Origin of the sequence: Clostridium kluyveri DSM 555 (assembly GCF_000016505.1) — a bacterium.
Lineage (GTDB): Bacteria > Bacillota > Clostridia > Clostridiales > Clostridiaceae > Clostridium_B > Clostridium_B kluyveri.
Genome location: NC_009706.1, coordinates 3472647 through 3490737 on the forward strand (window position 1 = coordinate 3472647; position 18091 = coordinate 3490737).

The following is an 18091-nucleotide window of genomic DNA, read 5'->3' on the forward strand; positions in this document are numbered from 1 at the left end:
TCATAGTTTTTAAACTTAGTAAAATATATTTTAGATATTGATTTTTAAGGAATTTTTCCTATGTTTTTTCACCAGATAAAATAACCACTGTTGTTATAATACATATTGCTCCTATCCATTCCATTATTCCAAAGCTTATATGGAGCCACAACACAGATAAAAACACTGAGGATAAAGGTTCAACACAGGCCAACACATTTGTCTCTGAAGGTTTTATATGATTTGTGCTTTCCATATAACACCAAAAAGGAATTAACGTTCCAAATATCACCACAAAAATAACTCCAGATATGGAAGCTCCAGACCATTGTCCTGTAAAATCCCAGGGGTGATAAAATAAACTAAATGTTAGTCCTCCAATAAGCATACCCCATCCAACTACAACAACAGAATCCCATTTACTCAAAAGAGAACAAGGTTGTAATGTATAAAAAGCTAATGCGAAAGCAGAACTAAGACCCCAAAATAACCCCAGTTTAGAAATAGACAAGGCATGAACATTTCCATGGGTAATTATAAAAAAAGTACCTACTATAGCTAAAATAATAGCCACTGCTTGTCTCAAACCTGGAATCTTTTTTAAAAATACAGCTAGATAACAAGTAATTATAACCATTGATAAGTACTGAAGTATAGTTGCTGTAGCAGCATTTGAATATTTAATAGCAGCAAAATATGTATATTGTACTCCTAGCATACCTATGATACTAAATAAGATAAGGTTGAATCTGTGATGTCTATATTTCCATATGTCCCATATATCTTTCTTTAATTTGAAAAAAGCATAGCATAATAAAATTACTCCTGATAATAATAATCTAATTACCACAAGCCATTCTGGAGTAAATTTTTTTTGGAATAGATACTGGGCAACGGTACCCGATACTCCCCACAGCACAGCTGCAAATATTACAAGTACTATTCCTTTTGTTCGCGATTGAACCTTTACTGCACCCTCAACAAGCATATATCCTTACCTACTTTCTTTATAACAATTATCCTTTATATCCAATCTTATATTATTGGATAATCCTGGATAAAAAACAACTAAATTGGCTTCTTTTTCAGAAAAAAGCAGCAGCCACGCATATCCCATTGGTATTATATCATAATTAAATCACACATGGTGGTTATTTATATAAAATTCCCCTTCAACTGTAGCCCATTTATGCTACTAATAAGATTATACCTATAATTACCAAGTTTTGGTTTTTGATTCACAGGTTAGTTTTTCCACATATATAATTTATATTTTATACATAAGTGCAATTGCAAACAGAAAAAATAATCATATATATTTAGAATTTGGAGGGATTTATATTGGAAAATACACATGATTTTCATTCACCCGCAACAAATCTCATTGGGATTGGAGCCATTAAAGATTTACCATTAGAATTGATGCCTTATAAATTGAGCAAGGCTTTAATTGTTACGGACAAGAATATAATAAAACTTGGTTATGTTGAAACAGTAGAAAAAATATTAAAAAGTTTATTTATCTCTTACGATATATTTGATGGTATTTTGCATCCAGATTGTACTATTTCATTTGTGGAAGATGCCCTTACCTATTTTAAAAAGAGATTGAATATATTAAAACGAAGCTACCATATTATAATATCCATAGGAGGTGGAACTAACCATGATTGTGCAAAGGCTGTAGCTATTATAGCAACAAATGGTGGCTCCATAGAGGATTACGAAGGATATGAAAAAATGAAAAATCCTGCTCTGCCAGTAATATCAATAAACACCACCTCTGGTTCAGGATCTGAAATATCCAATTTTGCAATTATAGAGGATGAAAGTAGAAAGGTAAAAATGACTATAGGAGATTCTAAAATGATGCCTATTATATCTGTAAATGATCCTATGTTTATGCAAACTATGCCTCCAGATGTGACTGCAAGCTCAGGTATTGACGTCCTAACTCATTCAATAGAAGGATTTGTATCTACTGAGGCTTCACCCATTACAGATAGCCTGGCATTGAAATCTATTAAATTAGTTTTTAAGTATTTAAAAAGAGCCTACGAAAATGGAAATGATCTAGAAGCTAGAGAACAAATGATGTTTGCTAGTGTCATGGCGGGAATGGTTTTTAATAATGCAGGACTTGGATATGTTCATTCCATGTCCCATCAATTAGGAGCACTTTATAATGAAATTCACGGAACTTGTAATGGAATTTTGCTGCCTCATGTATTTGAATTTAATTCTCCATCAATACCTGATGAAAGAATCTTTAATATCAATGAGATTATAGGGTTAGAAGCAGAAACAAAAAAAGATGCAGTTAACAATATTAAGCATAGTATTCAAAATCTCTGTGAAGATATTAAGCTTCCAGATCACCTAAGCTCTATTGGATTTAATGAAAATGATTTAGAATTCATGTCCAAAAATGCCCTAAAAGATATATGTTCCATTACAAATCCAAGAAAAGGAACTCTTACAGATATAATGGATATTTTTAAGGCTGCTATTTAAAACTAATAAAAAGCTCAAACATAGATACCCTATAAGAAAAAGGGCGTTTTTAGCCCTAATTCTTTTACCTTAATTCAAATCATTTCCTTAAAATTTTAAAAAGTTCCTCTTTATTTTTAGGTATACTATTATTCCACGATATTTTTTTACTCTCATTTAAAGCCTCAAAAACTTCCAAAATAAGAGGCTTTTGGAGGTAACATTCTTCTATCAATTTATTGTCTGAAAAAATCTCATAAGGTGTCCCCTCTTTAGCTATTTCTCCATTTTTCATAACAAAAATATAATCTGACCAAGAATATGCCAATTCCACATCATGAGTTGACAATATAACAGTAATACCCTTTTCATTAATATCATTGAATATGTTAATAATCTGTCTGGCATGCTTAGGATCAAGACTTGAAGTAGGTTCATCAAAAACTATTATTTCCGGATTCATAACAAGTATATCTGCAATTGAAACTCTCTTTTTCTGTCCATAACTCAAAAAATGTACAGCTTTTTCCCTGTAGTCATACATGCCTATATTTTTCAAGGCAGTTTCCACTCTTGTTCTCACTTCAATTTCATCAAGCTTTAAATTCATAGCTCCAAAAGAAACCTCTTGATATACACTTGCTGAGAACAATTGATTTTCTGGATCTTGAAAAACAATTCCAATATTTTTTCTCAATTGTAATAAAGATTTTTGATTATATTTTACTTCATTTCCTTTATATATCAAATTGCCTTTGGTAGGTCTTAAGACTCCATTGAAATTCAAAAATAGTGTAGACTTTCCAGAGCCATTGACACCAATAAAAGATATTTTTTTCCCCTTTTCTATTTTTAGATTTATATTATTCAAAGCTTTAGTACCATCTGGATACTGAAAACTTAAATTCTTCGTTTCCAGTATATATTCACTCATATAATCCCTCCAAAAATATCTTTATTAAAACTTATACATATGGCTATAATTTCTATAATAATCATTATTAACATATTCTTATATGAAATTTTATAACTATTTTCTATTAAATTTATCTCCCCGTCATAACATCTTGATTCCATTGCAGTATAAATATCCTGTGAACGTTTATAAGAACTTATAAATAAACAACTAATCAATTTTCCAAGAGAATTATAGCTGGCCTTTATTGTTGAATACCCCAGTCTTGAATTTTGTGAAATGAAAATCATATTGGCTGTATCTAGCAATACAAAAATAAATCTATATATAAGTCCCATTAATTCAACAAATAATTTAGGTACCTTTAGTCGTCTAAGTACCATCAACACTTCAAAAATAGGAGTTGACAGGGCAAGAAAATATAAGCATGAAACCGCAGCAAGAGCCTTAAAAAATATTTTTGAAGACATTTCAACACTTTCTCTTGTACATCCGAGCTTAATATTTAATATGGTAAAACTAAATAATACATCTTTGCTACTTCCAACTACATTTATGGCAATGGTAACAACCCCAATAATCAGAAAAACCATAGGAATCAACATTAATTCCATATATGATCTAATCGGTATTTTTCCCTTAAAAATAGCTACAACGCCCATAAATACTGTAATTATCACTGAATACACTATATTATTTAATAATACACATAATACCATAGTGAAAATACTAAATATAAACTTTTCCATGGGGTTACTACTTCTTAATTGAGATGTATAGGCTAGCTTGTCTATGGAAATCATAATTTGTCTTTTTCCACTCTCTTAGACTTGCCTTTTGAATATCCCAGATAATAACACACTACTCCTGAACCAATAGCCGCCTGCAATGCAAATAAAAGGCTTTCTATTTCACCACTTGGAGGCTCCCACACTGAAGAAAACCAAGGCTTGTAGCTTTTATCAATTTGAGTGATTGCCTTTTCTGCTTTATCATCTGAACCTGCAAATTCAGCATTTTTCATAAATACTAACGGGATAACTGCTATTAATATCACAAGAAAAGCCAATAATAAATTTTTCTTAAATATATTATTAGTTTTATTTTCTACACTCATTTTATTATACCTCCTCTGATATAACTTTTAGCTGTACAAGTTCTTCCTTATTATAATTATTTAAAATGTTAAAAACTATAACAGTTAATATTCCTTCACTTATTGCAAGGGGAATTTGAGTTACAGCAAATATGCCCATGAACTTAGTCATAGAAACCAATACTCCTCCCGTTGCATCAGGAAATGCCAGCGCAAGCTGAATTGAGGTTGTAACATAAGTCATTAAATCTCCCAGCATGGCAGCTACAAACACAGCTACTGAGGATGATACATTCATTTTTTTCAGTAACTTATACAAAAAATAAGATACCAATGGTCCAACCACAGCCATGGAAAAAGTATTAGCTCCAAGGGTAGTCAATCCTCCATGTGCAAGAAGCAGTGCTTGAAATATAAGAACTATAACACCCAAAACACTCATAACTGCAGGCCCAAAAAGTATAGCTCCAAGTCCTACCCCTGTTGGATGAGAACAACTTCCTGTAACTGATGGAATTTTCAGTGCAGACAAAACAAATGCAAACGCACCTGCCATAGCTATTAACATTTTTATTTTAGGATTCACTCTTATCTTTTGTTTTATAGAAAATAATCCTACCACAACAAAAGGTATGCATATAACACCCCATGCTACACACCACTTTGCAGGAAGAAAGCCTTCCATAATGTGCATGGCATACACACTTTCAGGTATAAATAGTAATGCAAGAAAAATTCCCAATGAAATTTGATACTTTTTTGACATAGATGAAATCCTCCTAATTCTAGAATTTAATATTATTGCACAAAATAAATAATCCTTCTAACAAAAGCATTAAAAGGACAAGACAAAAACTATATTCATTCATAAGGAACTTAATAAGTACATCGCATTTTTTGACACCCCCTATCACTCGTAGAGACCATAGTCAAAAATATAGGCAGGTCTTCTGACTCAAGAATCATCACTTAAATACCCCTTCCCTGTTTCCAAGTGGTTTCTAATGTATTTAAATTCATCTAATACAGCTACGGGATAGTCCAGGAATTTCACCTGATTCCCTTTTAATTAATCAATTAATTGATTAAACCTATATTTTATTATTAAATTTTACTATTATTGTATATACTACACTATAAGCATATCATTATTAGTCCGTAAAATCAACGAATATAATTATACACAAAATACTCCATAAAAAATTTTTAGTGGATATTTAGATAAAATAATACATATTAATAATACAAAACAAATATTTTGTTCTATTTTATTATAATACATTTTGTAAAAACATGCAAACATTACATAAAATATTTGTAATATTAAACCTATATGTAGATTTTTTATATTAATATAACATAGTCATTGTATAAATATCATCATTAAGTTTAATTATATTAAAGATATATTGCCATAATAATACAAAATATTTGTTTTGTTCTAATAAAATATGATAATAGTTAAAACATAAATTTTATTATGGAGGTTTTATGAATATATTTATAGCTAGACAACCTATCTTGGATAAATACAATAGAATTTATGGATATGAACTTTTATTTAGAAATGACATAAAAAAAAATAAATATGGTGAAAATGATGGGGATAAGGCCACTATGGAAATTATAATAAATAGTTTCTTCTATATGGATATAAATAAAATAGCTCAAAATAAGATGGCTTTCATCAATTTTACTGAGAATATTTTAACTTCACAAATATTTCAAATAATTTCACCTAAAACTATTGTAATTGAAATTTTGGAAAATATAAAACCATCCAATAAAATAATAAATGCATGCAAAATTTTAAAACAATATGGTTTTACATTGGCTTTAGACGACTTTAGCTTTAGTTATGAATATGAACAACTTATTAAATTAGTAGACATAATAAAGGTAGATTTTAATATAACTAAGGGTTATGAACGAAAAAATATAGTTAAATTAATTAATACTATAAAGCCTAAAAATATAAAATTTCTTGCAGAAAAAATTGAAACAATTGATGACTTTAATGAAGCTATAGAATACGGCTATACATATTTTCAAGGATATTATTTCAGCAAACCCATAATTATATCAGGTAAAAAAATACCTGAAAATGAACTTATATATGTAAAGATATTGAATGAAGTAAATTCAGAGGAAATCTCTATAACTAATATTGAAAGCTTAATTAAAAATGATGTTTCACTTTCATATAACTTATTAAAGATAATAAACTCAGCTAAGTTCTGCTTAAAAACTAGAATAGAATCAGTTAAGCAGGCCCTTATTTATTTTGGTGAAGACAGAATAAAAAAATGGATAAATCTAACCTGCTTAAAATTAATTTCTCATGATAAACCTGAAATATTCATGATCAATACGCTAGTTAGAGCCCATTTTGCTGAATTAATATTTATTAAATTGGGATTAGCAAAAGACTCCTTCAATGCATTTTTAGCAGGAATGCTATCCTTAATAGATATAATACTTGAAAGACCTTTAAAGGAAATATTAGAAGAATTGAACATATCAGATGAAGTTAAAGGTGCCTTACTGGGAGAAAAAAATAATTATTATAAAATATTAAAACTAATTATTGCATACGAAAATGAACAATGGGATAAGGTAAGATTGCTAAACTTATATTTTGGACTAAATGATACAGATTTAATAAATGCCTATTTTGAATCCATATATCAGGTAAATTTATATTTATAATTTATCTTATCCCTTTATTCTTTTTAGTTAACTACAAAAATCATATAAGAACTTATCCAAGGGCATAGAACAACAGTACCTATTCCCCACCTTTGAAAAATCGGGAGTACTAGCTAATTGCAATCTTCAGATAAAAAATTGCATCATTAGTTTACTTCTAATTATATTTAAATTCATTGGAGGTATTATAAAAACATGGCTAAAAATACTAGCAGCAATCATATTCATGATGATATAAGTTCACTTAAAATAGAGGATGTCATAGATATCAACCTACTTCAAAAATTTCAGGATAACTTTGCAGAAAGCCTGAATATTGCCAGTGTAACTGTAGATATGGACGGAAACCCTGTAACAAATCCAAGTTCTTACACAAATTTTTGTTTAAACCTTACTCAGTCTACTGACATTGGTAACAAACGGTGTGCTGAATCTCATAGAAAGGGAGGTATAGAAGCGGCAAAAATGGGAAAACCTTATGTCTATACTTGCCATGCAGGATTAATAGATTTTGCTGTTCCTATATTAATCGAGGGTATACAGATAGGTTCTATTTTAGGAGGTCAGATTTTGACTTCTCCTCCAAAAGAATCAATATATAAAAATACTGCAAAAGAAATAGGAGTTGATGAAACCAGGTATTTACAAGCTGTGAATGAAGTAAATATTATTACTGAAAAAAATATACAGGCAGCTGCAGAGGTACTATATGTTATTTCAAATGCACTATCTAAAATTGGTTATCAGGAGTTAAGACTTAAAAATACCTCTGAAATACTTTTTGACAATTTAAATCAGGTTTCTGCAATTATGGAAGAGTTATCTGCATCTTCAATCAATGTTACAGATAATCAACATGTATTAAATAAAGAAATTATTAATATTAAAGATATATCCTCGGAAATAAACTCTATATTGGATGGAATAAAATCCATAGCTGATCAGACTAAAATGCTTGGATTAAATGCTGCAATAGAAGCAGCAAGAGCAGGTGATTCTGGAAGAGGTTTTGGAGTAGTTGCCACAGAAATAAGAAAGTTATCTCAAAATTCAAAAGATACAGCTATAAAAATATCAGAACTTACTAAAAAGATTCAAGACTCTGTAGAAAAAACCGTAGAATCATCAAATTCTACCTTACATACTACACAGCAGCAGACCTCCGCTATCCAGGAAACCAATGCAAATCTACAGGAGATTACATCCATTGCAGATCACTTGAATAAATTAACATCTTAATCCATAAAAACCTTTGAGTACTCAAAGCAGAGAAACTCCCTTTGAACTATATAAAATAGCACCAAAATCTTCTTATTATTATAAAAATAGCTTTAAAAAAGGAGCTCTGCTTTGAGCTCCTATAATTCAATCTTCTATGTCAACTTCAAGTATTTCACCATTATTAGCATTTATCTTAACTTCATATATTAAGCCACTATCAGATTTAATACCCATTTCATAAGTTAAAAACTGCACTTTATTATATTCATAAACGGATGTTGATGTATTTTAATATTCATATACCCCATACAAGATAACCTGCAAATATTTAATTTACACCAACGTGACTACATCTAAAATACTTTTGCATTATAATTTCCACCTCTAAAATTTAGTTTTCAACATATTTTTCTAGACTTTTATTTAACTTCTGATAATTTCTTATTTACATCTTCCCAATTAATTAAATTCCACCAATTGTTAACGAAATCTGCTCTCTTATTTTGATACTTCAAATAATATGCATGCTCCCATACATCAACTACAAGTATAGGTGTACTGCCCCATTGAGTTAAATTTTGATGTTTTTCAATTTGTAATATTTCTAGTTTATTAAATATATTATTCCATACAAGAGCACACCATCCTGAACCTTCTACTGCAATAGCTGCCTTTGTAAATTGATCTTTAAATGCTTCAAAACTTCCAAAAAATTCATTGATTTTTTCAGATACTTCACCTGAAGGAGCGCCTCCACCATTTGGCTTCATATTTTCCCAAAAAATTTTATGTAGTATGTGACCACTGCCGTGAAAAGCCAATTCTTTTTCCCAATGCTTAACAAGTGAGTAATCTCCACTTTCTCTTGCTTCTTTAAGCTTAGTCTCAGCTGTATTCAGACCATCTACATATCCTTTATGATGTATATCATGATGTAACTTCACAGTCTGCTCATCGTAATATGGTTCCAATGCATTATAATCATAAGGTAGTTCTGGTAAAACGTGACTCATTTCAATTTCCCCTTTCTATGTTAAAGTATTATTTTATAATAATATTTTATACCAACTAAAGATTATTGTCAACGCTATATACATAATTAGCCAAAACAAATATATAAAATTCATATGTTCCTAATTTAAAATACTTTTAAAATTTAATGAATATATATCAAAACTCCAGCTTAAAATCTAAGCTGGAGTTTCTATTATCAATAATAGTTTTTATGATCTTCCAAATAAAATATGAATCTTAAAGATCTCATATTATTTTAAACCCTGTTCATAAGCTTCAACCATTTTCTTAACCATATTTCCACCTATGGAGCCCGCTTCTCTTGAAGTAAGATCTCCATTGTAACCATTCTTTAAATTTACTCCTACTTCCTTGGCTGATTCCATTTTAAACTGATTTAAAGCTTCTCTTGCTTCTGGTACTACTAATTTATTACTGTTATATGCCACAACAAACACTCCTTTTTATAGTAATATTTACTGCTTACATTTAAAGTTTGTACATTTCTACAAAAAATACTCTAGGTAATTGGATGAATATTTGGAACAGTCAGGATTACGTACCATATTGCAAGATTGATGGACATGCATATTGTTTACCGAACCTCTATTTATCTTCTAATTGTCCTCTACATTTTTTACATTTCCCATAGAATTTGAAGCACCGATTCTTTACATGAAAATCATGTTTACTACAAATTTCATTTTCTAGATCTTCTAACAAATTGCTATGAAGATCTATCACACTTCCACATTGAGAGCATATTAAGTGATGATGTACTCGGTCTTCATGACTACATATTTCATATCTCGTATAACCCTCACTTAAATCTACTTTTCTAATTGCCTGTATTCTCTCTAACATTACCAGAGTTCTATAAACTGTAGATTGAGCTATATTCAATCCTTTTTCCCTTAGAAATTCATATATATCATCACTACTTAAATGCAATTGCCAGTGTTGTAATATAACCTCCATAACTTGTTGACGCTGTTCTGTATACTTATATCCATAACCGCGGAATTTTTCTTTTAAATTTATATGTTGAACTTCATCTTTCATAAAAGCAACTCTCCTAAAAAAACACAATCGATATTGCATATCATTATCAATTATACTTTAAGACTTTACATAAGTCAACATTCTATACTTTAAAATGCTTCTTATAGAAATAATTTTATATATTATATCAAATCTTAAATTTATTTACTTTTAACAAGGTATTTTCTAGAACTTCAGTTAACAGTTCAGCACTAGTGGCTACACCATTAGAAGAAGTGCTCATTTCATCACTGGAAATTGCTATTTGTTCTGCAAAAATTCTATTTTCTTCAGATATATCAAAAGCATTTTTTACCTTCTCTGTTATATTTCCTTTTTCTTTATCTATACTCGTTATTAACTTATTTATGTTGTCTATAAGAGGTATAATTTTGTCTACAGTTCCAATTATGCCTTTAAAAGAACTCATAGAATTTTCAACTATGTTTTCCTGATCCTTGAAAGCTTCACTAACCTTAGATGTACTATTTGTTACTTTTTTTGTTTCGCTTGATATAATACTTAATATATCTGTTATATCACTAGAAGAATTTTTACTTTGCTCTGCAAGTTTTCCTATTTCTTCTGCTACTACAGCAAAACCTTTACCCGCTTCACCCACTCTTGATGCTTCTATAGCTGCATTTAATGAAAGTAAGTTTGTCTGATCTGCTATGTCATTTATAATATTGATAATTTTATTTACACTATTTATACTATTTTCTAATTCGTTCGTAGAAGAAACCACACTTTCAAAATCCTTCTGAATTTCACTCAATGAATTTAGAAGTCTACTAAGTTCTAAATTACTATCACTTGACATAACATTTACACTATTTGATTCATCCGCAACTTCCTTTACTGCAGAGACTATAGTATCTATTGAATTACCAAATTCGCCTACGTAATTTTTAATTTCCATTAATTCATAAGCTTGTTTTTGAGATCCTTTTGAAACTTGTTGTATATCTTCTCTTACTTGGGAAGCTAAGGAAGACATTTCTTCTGATGCTGATGCCAGAGATACCGTTTCTTTATTAATCTGAAGAGTATTATTTTTTACATCTCTTATCATATAAGTTATAGATTCTAATGTAATGGCTAATTCTCTTTTCATCTCTCCAAATTCATTATTAGAATTTTTATCTATATGTATAGTAAAATCTCCATCTTCCAATCTCTTTAATATACTAGAAAAATTAATTATGGATCTTTTAATAAATATTTTTGTAAATATTGAAATAAAAATAATTGCTGACATACTGACTATAGTCACAACCATGAGAATTAGAATAGAACTATTAAAATGTTTATTTGAAGAGATATATGTATTTTTTACCGTTTTTAAGATTTCATCATTTAACTGGGTCAATGTACTTGACATACTAGCTCCAATTTTTCCATATTCATCTGTAAATTTAGTATCTAAAATTTCTCCCCTGCTTCTCCTATCTATTATTTGCTGACCGCCTTCTATATACTCATTATAATTTTCTTTAGCTTTATTAAGTAAATTTTTCTCCTTTTCAGAAAGTTTTATACTAGATAAATCATTTATAGTATTTTGTATTTCTTTGTCTTTACTATTAAATAGATCTACATTATTTTGATCGTAGGGCCTGTCTATAATTTTAGTTAAGGCATTTCTAAGTTGTCCTAATTCTCCATTTATATAACCTGCTCCTTTTACCTTATATAACTGATTATTATATAGATTTTCTATATCGCTATTTAAGTTATGCATGTTAAAATAAGCTATAAAACCTATAAACAGATTTGTCAATAATGCTATTATACTTAACAAAGTAAACATATGAATTATTTTTAAGTTGTTTTCATTGAATTTTAGAAATTTCATATTTATATACTCTCCTTATGATAAATTAAAATCTTCTAGGAATACTTCCCGTATTAACCTTTATCGACTAAAATAGAAATAATCCGACAAAAACTTACTTTATACTATATAATAACACTATAGATTGTGCCCATGCAAGACTTCCATGCACAGTTAACTTATAAATAACTTAAATAAATTTTCTCTAATAATTTTGATACTTTAGTACTTAAAAATTAAAACTCCAACTTAAAATCCAAGCTGGAGTCTTAATTATTAATAATGTTTTCAAAACTTATATTTACTTATAATTGTCAAATATATTGGCAAGTATTTTTTCCGCCTCTTTTTCTGTGATTGGTTCTGGAGCAAATCCAATAGTTACATCATTTATTACCATATTTGCGATGCCTACCAGTTCACCTTTTTTAATTCCTAGTTCCTCTATAGATTTAACTCCAACTTTTTTGGAAAATTCCCTTATCCTAGAAGCTACTTTTTCTCCTATTTCTTCATCTGTTTCTCCACCTGAAAACTTCAATCCCATAGCTTCTCCTACTATTTTAACTCTATCTGATTCAAACTTTGAAGCATATTTCATTACTTCCGGTTCTGCTAACGCACAAGCAACTCCATGTACTACATGAAATTTTGCACCAATAGAATGGGCAATAGAATGTCCCAAGTGAACCAAAGCATCGTTAAAAGCAATTCCCGCAAAATTGCTTGCTATAAGAAGATCGCTCCTTGCATCTAAATCATTGCCATCTTCCACACAGACAAGTAGACTTTTTACAATTTTTTTAATTGCAGCAATAGCCAAAACATCTGAATGAGGATTTGTTTCTTTTGCAGTAAGTGCTTCCACTGCATGAGAAAATACATCCATTCCAGTTGCCATAGTATATTCCCTTGGCACTGTAAGTGTAAGCTCTGGATCTAAAATTGCAAGGGTTTGTGTTGCAATAACAGAATTCTTATTATTGTTTTCCGTATCTGTAATAACACCTATAGATGTATTTTCACTTCCTGTACCAGCAGTGGTTACTACCATTACAAGAGGAAGTCCCTTATTATAAAATGGATTACCATAATATTTTGAAACAGGAAGCTCATTATTAAACAGTACGTTAATTCCTTTAGCTGCATCCATGGAACTTCCACCGCCTACAGCTATAATACCATCTATCTGTTCGTCCTTAGCCAATTGTCCTCCTTCATTAACTATATAGTCCGGTGGATCTTCTATTATCTTATCGTATACAATATATTCAATATTTGAAGCCTTGAGAATTTTCTTTATTTTATCCAAAATGCCTGCCTTAGAAACTCCTTCATCTGTCACAACCATAACTTTTTTACACCCGAGTTCACTAATTTCTTCTCCTAAACTATTTACTGCTCCTACCCCATAAATTACTGGATTTGTTATTGAATATTTACCCATTTATATTTCCTCCCTAATTTTTATAGATTATACGCTGCTAAAAATCCAGTTTCTACAGCTTTTCTAATTCTTCCAGGTTTTTTTGAATCCCCCAGAAGCTCCACAATTTCAAAGTTTGTGCTCAATTCATCTTTTAAATAAGTATTAGATTGTGTTCCCAGAGAAATTACTATATAATCAAAGTCATATTTTTTAATTGAACCTTCATTTATAACTTCAAATTCTGCAGTATTTTCAAAAATTCTTGATAACTTATGATTTGTGTATTGTTTTGTATTGAATTTCATAAGTTTTTCTTGAATATCTATAAGATTCTGAAAAAATAGCCCTGGTCCAATATCCTCTGCCATTTCAAATATTGTTATTTCATTTCCCATAGAAGCTAACAGATGTGCTGTCTCTAATCCTGTCATTCCTGAGCCAACCACACTTACTTTCTTATTATAGATTTTTACACTACCTGTTAATATTTCTGTGGTGGAAAATACATTTTTACCATCAATGCCTTTGATGGATTTTGGCATTATTGGATTAGAACCTTCTGCTATAAATACTGCGTATGGATTCAACTCTTTTATTTCATCTATTGTTGGTTTTTTATTTAATCTTATTTCTATAGCTAACTCATTGCACTGATCTTTATAATAATCTATAAGCCACGTAATTTTATCTTTTTCAGGGGGTTTATTGGCATACTCCAATTGCCCTCCAATTTGACTTTTCTGTTCAAACAGGACTGGTCTAAATTTTCTAAGAGCAAGCACCCTGGCAGCTTCAAGCCCTGAAGGTCCTGCGCCTATAATAACAACAGTTCTTCCATCTCCATCTTCTTTGAAATCTGAATATTTAAGTTCTTCCCCCGCCTGTACGTTAACAGCACAATGCATAGGTACTCCTGTTATGTCTGCTGACATAAGTGATTCCATACAAGTCAGACATGATATGCATTTTCTTATTTTATCCGTATTACCTTGTCTTGTTTTATTAGCCCATTCAGGGTCTGCCACATGCTGCCTTGCAGATCCTACAAAATCACATATACCTTCTGCAATCATATTATCCGCATAGGCTGGATCCCTTATAACTGCTGTAGAAAATACGGGGATATTCACTTCTTCTTTTACTGATGCAGCCAGGTTTTTCTTCCACCCTTGTTCAAAGGAAGATGGCTCCCATGCTGTATTCATAGTTTCATATATACCAGCACTGACATCAATGGCATCTATTCCTAATTTTTCTAGATATTTAACGATTTCAACCCCATCTTTCAATTCTATTCCTTTTTCTTCAATATTGGCAAACCTTAAGAACTCATCCACAGATAAACGAACGATTAAAGGATATTCCTTTCCGCATTTTTCTCTTATCCCCAGTATTATTTCTTCAAGAAATCTAATTCTATTTTCAAAACTTCCTCCATACTTGTCACTTCTCTTATTTGTATACGGACTTAAAAACTGATTTATTAGATACCCATGAGCAGCATGAAGTTCGACACCATCAATTCCAGCTTTTTTTGCTCTTACTGCAGCATTTATAAAATCCTGTACTAATTCTTCCGCTTCTTCCGTGGTCATAGCTCTTACCGGCTGATGAGCACATTTACATTCAATAGCACTTGGTGCCAACATAGGTTTATTACCATTTACTGCTGAAATTCCCTGTCTTCCCGGATGATAGATTTCTACAAAAATCTTTGAATCATACTTATGAATTTCTTCCACTAATTTTTTATATCCAGGTATGTGCATATCTTTTGAAAGAAATAAATTATGACTATTTGCTCTGCCATTTTCACCATTTACACTCACAACTTCGGTAATTATAAGGCCTACTCCACCCTTTGCCCTCTCTCCATAAAAAGCAATATCTTTTTCGGACACGGTTCCATCTTCATTGGCATAAAAATTCCCCATAGGCTCCATGACAATTCTATTTTTTATTTCTAGAGAACCGATTTTCCCTATTTTAAATAAATTTTCATACATGACAATTTCCTCCTCGTTAGATATTTATCTTATATGCTATATGTTAAAGCAAAATATATGCCAATAAATATTAACTTACATTTACAAAATATATAATATAACTTATTATTTGGATGTATATAATAAAAAAACTTGTGATTTTAAACACAAGTTTTCCATTAATTATTAATATTTTATTTTTTATTGGTTAATATGTATCATTACAAAATACATTTAATTAATATAATACATTTAGTTGTATTATATTAATACAACTTTTAATATATATTGGCATGATGTATTAATATGATACATTTTTCATATTAAGTTATTTTTAGATTAATGTGAAACTCACCTATAAGCACTGATTTTCTCCATATAAACTAACTAAATTTTTATTTTGTATTTATCAATTTTTCTATATAATGTAGCTCTAGTTATACCAAGTGATTTTGCTGATTTTGAGATATTATTATTACACCTTTTTAAAGTTTGTTCTATATTAATCATCTCTGTACTATCTAAAGATTTTAAATACATGCCATCATTTTCTGGCTTAGTATTACCTTCTACTTTAATACACTTTAATATTTTAGCTGGAAGATCTTCTACACCTATGCAGGAGTCTTCTAAATTATTTAATATTGATATGACCATATTTTCTAATTCTCTCACGTTACCAGGCCATTTATATTCACATAAGGCCCGTATAAATTCATCAGTGACTTTTATATTTTTATATTCACAAACATCAGATGCATATTTATCCAAAAACTTATAAAATAACTCTTCTACATCTTTTCCCCTTTCTCTTAAAGGGGGAACATCAATATTAATACCAGATATTCTATAATATAAATCTTCTCTGAAATTACCTTTCTCTACCTCTAATAACAAATCTTTATTAGTTGCTGTAATAATACGCACATCTAATTCTATGATTTCATTACTGCCCAGAGGAGTAACTGTCTTTTCCTGGAGCACCCTCAATAAATTTGCCTGTAATTCCATAGGCATGTCTCCTATTTCATCAAGAAAAAGAGTACCTTTTTGAGCCAATTGAAACTTACCAGGCTGTCCTTCTTTTTTTGCTCCAGTAAAAGCACCTTTTTCATAACCAAAAAGCTCACTTTGAATAAGCTCTCTTGGCAGTGCACCACAATTAACTGCTATAAATGGACCATTACATCGTTTTCCATAATTATGAATTGCCTGTGCAAAAAGTTCTTTTCCAGTGCCACTTTCCCCATTAATGAAAACTACCATATCATTATAAGCAGCTCTCTTAGCCTTTTTAATTTCTTTATCCATTTTACTACAATTATATTTTATATCTTCAAAGCTATATTTAGCCTTATGATGATTTCCACTGTTTTTTACAGGTTGTTCAATAATACCCACATAACCCAGATGATACTTATCTGATGACAAAATTTTACTCAATTTAAGATATGTTTTATTTCTATTTCTATCCTCAAGTATAATGTTTTTTACATTACTTCCTACATCCATTTTGTCGTTTTTAATATACTTCTTGTCAAATACTTCGGAAAGATGTCTGCCTATACTTTCCTTTGTGGATACGCCCAACATTTCAACTGCATTTTCATTGATATGATTGATACACCCATTATTATCCAAAAACAGTAATGCTCGAGGATTTTTTTTCATAGATTCTTTTAAAAACCAATAATTTTGATTATATATATCATTGGCATCATACAATTTAAATTTCATTTCAATTAATCTTGCAGTAGAAGCTATTAAGCTGATTAGCAGAGGTGTATGCTTGCTTGTATCCATGTTAGATACATTAATTACTGCTATCATATTACCCTCTTTATTAAAAATAGGAACTGATGAACAGCACCAATTATGCATATTGGCCTTATAATGTTCATAATAAGTAACCTGAGCAACTCGCTTTTCAACAGAACATATGCTGGCAGCATTCGTACCAATATACTTTTCTTCAAATGAGGCTCCTTTTACCGCATTGATCTTTTCAGCAATAGACATCATTTTTTTGTTGCCACCCATATCAATGTTTATACCATCTTCATTTCCCAACATAGCAATAAACCCCAGGGGTTTTATAACTTCATATAAATTTTTCATAAATGGTTCTGCAATCTTAAAAAGCAAATTATTTTTTTCCTGTTCCAACATATCCCTCAAGTCATAAATTATATTACCACTATTCCTTTTCAAAGGATCAACTTGAGAATTTATACATCGTTCCCAGGAAGCAGCAATGTCATTTCTCAATACATCTCTATCAACTATCTTATTTTCTACTAGATTAAACCATACCTTTTCATTCTTATATAATGTATTGTTATCAAATGAAGTAATATAATTATCCATAAGG

Annotated in this window: 16 protein-coding genes and 1 riboswitch; of the genes, 3 read left to right on the top strand and 13 right to left on the bottom strand. The window is 30.1% G+C overall.

Annotation, left to right across the window (positions count from 1 at the left end):
- Nucleotides 1–58: 58 nt before the first annotated feature.
- Nucleotides 59–967 carry a DMT family transporter gene (locus CKL_RS16660; RefSeq protein WP_012103755.1) on the bottom strand — a complete coding sequence of 303 codons (909 nt, stop codon included), beginning with the start codon at nt 965–967 and terminating at the stop codon, nt 59–61.
- A gap of 353 nt (nt 968–1320) precedes the next feature.
- Between CKL_RS16660 and CKL_RS16665 the strand changes: the two genes are divergently transcribed.
- The gene (locus CKL_RS16665; RefSeq protein WP_012103756.1) at nt 1321–2493 is read left to right on the top strand and encodes an iron-containing alcohol dehydrogenase; all 1173 of its coding nucleotides are present in this window, start codon (nt 1321–1323) and stop codon (nt 2491–2493) included.
- A gap of 79 nt (nt 2494–2572) precedes the next feature.
- Here the strand turns inward: CKL_RS16665 and CKL_RS16670 are convergent, their stop codons facing one another.
- Genes CKL_RS16670 through CKL_RS16685 form a run of 4 tightly spaced genes read right to left on the bottom strand, consistent with a single transcriptional unit; the run spans nt 2573 to nt 5250 of the window.
- On the bottom strand, nt 2573–3406 hold the full coding sequence (locus CKL_RS16670) for an energy-coupling factor ABC transporter ATP-binding protein (protein WP_012103757.1): 834 nt from the start codon (nt 3404–3406) through the stop codon (nt 2573–2575).
- Nucleotides 3403–4191 (bottom strand): cobalt ECF transporter T component CbiQ, encoded by a 789-nt coding sequence (gene cbiQ, locus CKL_RS16675; RefSeq protein ID WP_012103758.1) that lies wholly within the window; start codon nt 4189–4191, stop codon nt 3403–3405. Before cbiQ ends, CKL_RS16670 begins: the two co-directional genes overlap by 4 nt.
- The gene (locus CKL_RS16680) at nt 4188–4505 is read right to left on the bottom strand and encodes an energy-coupling factor ABC transporter substrate-binding protein (RefSeq protein ID WP_012103759.1); all 318 of its coding nucleotides are present in this window, start codon (nt 4503–4505) and stop codon (nt 4188–4190) included. The genes cbiQ and CKL_RS16680 overlap by 4 nt, the downstream gene beginning before the upstream one ends.
- 4 nt (nt 4506–4509) lie before the next feature.
- Complete coding sequence (locus CKL_RS16685) at nt 4510–5250, bottom strand: energy-coupling factor ABC transporter permease (protein ID WP_012103760.1); 741 nt, start codon at nt 5248–5250, stop codon at nt 4510–4512.
- Between the two features lie 157 nt (nt 5251–5407).
- Nucleotides 5408–5594: riboswitch (cobalamin riboswitch) on the bottom strand.
- Nucleotides 5595–5975: 381 nt separating this feature from the next.
- Between CKL_RS16685 and CKL_RS16690 the strand changes: the two genes are divergently transcribed.
- Both CKL_RS16690 and CKL_RS16695 read left to right on the top strand, forming a co-directional pair.
- A complete protein-coding gene (locus tag CKL_RS16690) occupies nt 5976–7193 on the top strand; it encodes an EAL and HDOD domain-containing protein (protein WP_012103761.1) in 1218 nt (405 codons plus the stop codon).
- 195 nt (nt 7194–7388) lie between these two features.
- Complete coding sequence (locus CKL_RS16695) at nt 7389–8432, top strand: PocR ligand-binding domain-containing protein (protein WP_012103762.1); 1044 nt, start codon at nt 7389–7391, stop codon at nt 8430–8432.
- 126 nt (nt 8433–8558) lie between these two features.
- On the opposite strand, the gene CKL_RS21750 is transcribed toward CKL_RS16695, so the two are convergent.
- From CKL_RS21750 to CKL_RS16730, 8 genes are all read right to left on the bottom strand, one after another.
- The gene (locus tag CKL_RS21750) at nt 8559–8648 is read right to left on the bottom strand and encodes a hypothetical protein (RefSeq protein ID WP_341271427.1); all 90 of its coding nucleotides are present in this window, start codon (nt 8646–8648) and stop codon (nt 8559–8561) included.
- Between the two features lie 185 nt (nt 8649–8833).
- A complete protein-coding gene (locus CKL_RS16700; RefSeq protein WP_012103763.1) occupies nt 8834–9427 on the bottom strand; it encodes a superoxide dismutase in 594 nt (197 codons plus the stop codon).
- Between the two features lie 252 nt (nt 9428–9679).
- Nucleotides 9680–9877: an alpha/beta-type small acid-soluble spore protein gene (locus CKL_RS16705; RefSeq protein ID WP_012103764.1), complete on the bottom strand. Its 198-nt coding sequence runs from the start codon at nt 9875–9877 to the stop codon at nt 9680–9682.
- 157 nt (nt 9878–10034) lie between these two features.
- A complete protein-coding gene (locus tag CKL_RS16710; protein WP_012103765.1) occupies nt 10035–10490 on the bottom strand; it encodes a Fur family transcriptional regulator in 456 nt (151 codons plus the stop codon).
- Between the two features lie 127 nt (nt 10491–10617).
- On the bottom strand, nt 10618–12327 hold the full coding sequence (locus CKL_RS16715; RefSeq protein ID WP_012103766.1) for a methyl-accepting chemotaxis protein: 1710 nt from the start codon (nt 12325–12327) through the stop codon (nt 10618–10620).
- 280 nt (nt 12328–12607) lie between these two features.
- On the bottom strand, nt 12608–13753 hold the full coding sequence (locus CKL_RS16720; RefSeq protein WP_012103767.1) for an iron-containing alcohol dehydrogenase: 1146 nt from the start codon (nt 13751–13753) through the stop codon (nt 12608–12610).
- Between the two features lie 20 nt (nt 13754–13773).
- Complete coding sequence (locus CKL_RS16725) at nt 13774–15741, bottom strand: oxidoreductase (RefSeq protein ID WP_012103768.1); 1968 nt, start codon at nt 15739–15741, stop codon at nt 13774–13776.
- Between the two features lie 366 nt (nt 15742–16107).
- Complete coding sequence (locus tag CKL_RS16730; protein ID WP_012103769.1) at nt 16108–18087, bottom strand: sigma-54-dependent Fis family transcriptional regulator; 1980 nt, start codon at nt 18085–18087, stop codon at nt 16108–16110.
- Between the last annotated feature and the right edge of the window lie 4 nt (nt 18088–18091).

What these genes read in the sequence shown, in the direction of transcription:
- CKL_RS16670 (WP_012103757.1), bottom strand. Translation starts at nt 3,406, where the DNA reads ATGAGTGAATATATACTGGAAACGAAGAATTTAAGTTTTCAGTATCCA.
- CKL_RS21750 (WP_341271427.1), bottom strand. Translation starts at nt 8,648, where the DNA reads ATGGGTATTAAATCTGATAGTGGCTTAATATATGAAGTTAAGATAAAT.
- CKL_RS16715 (WP_012103766.1), bottom strand. Translation starts at nt 12,327, where the DNA reads ATGAAATTTCTAAAATTCAATGAAAACAACTTAAAAATAATTCATATG.
- CKL_RS16660 (WP_012103755.1), bottom strand. Translation starts at nt 967, where the DNA reads ATGCTTGTTGAGGGTGCAGTAAAGGTTCAATCGCGAACAAAAGGAATA.
- CKL_RS16725 (WP_012103768.1), bottom strand. Translation starts at nt 15,741, where the DNA reads ATGTATGAAAATTTATTTAAAATAGGGAAAATCGGTTCTCTAGAAATA.
- CKL_RS16730 (WP_012103769.1), bottom strand. Translation starts at nt 18,087, where the DNA reads ATGGATAATTATATTACTTCATTTGATAACAATACATTATATAAGAAT.
- CKL_RS16680 (WP_012103759.1), bottom strand. Translation starts at nt 4,505, where the DNA reads ATGAGTGTAGAAAATAAAACTAATAATATATTTAAGAAAAATTTATTA.
- CKL_RS16695 (WP_012103762.1), top strand. Translation starts at nt 7,389, where the DNA reads ATGGCTAAAAATACTAGCAGCAATCATATTCATGATGATATAAGTTCA.
- CKL_RS16720 (WP_012103767.1), bottom strand. Translation starts at nt 13,753, where the DNA reads ATGGGTAAATATTCAATAACAAATCCAGTAATTTATGGGGTAGGAGCA.
- CKL_RS16685 (WP_012103760.1), bottom strand. Translation starts at nt 5,250, where the DNA reads ATGTCAAAAAAGTATCAAATTTCATTGGGAATTTTTCTTGCATTACTA.
- CKL_RS16690 (WP_012103761.1), top strand. Translation starts at nt 5,976, where the DNA reads ATGAATATATTTATAGCTAGACAACCTATCTTGGATAAATACAATAGA.
- CKL_RS16700 (WP_012103763.1), bottom strand. Translation starts at nt 9,427, where the DNA reads ATGAGTCACGTTTTACCAGAACTACCTTATGATTATAATGCATTGGAA.
- cbiQ (WP_012103758.1), bottom strand. Translation starts at nt 4,191, where the DNA reads ATGATTTCCATAGACAAGCTAGCCTATACATCTCAATTAAGAAGTAGT.
- CKL_RS16710 (WP_012103765.1), bottom strand. Translation starts at nt 10,490, where the DNA reads ATGAAAGATGAAGTTCAACATATAAATTTAAAAGAAAAATTCCGCGGT.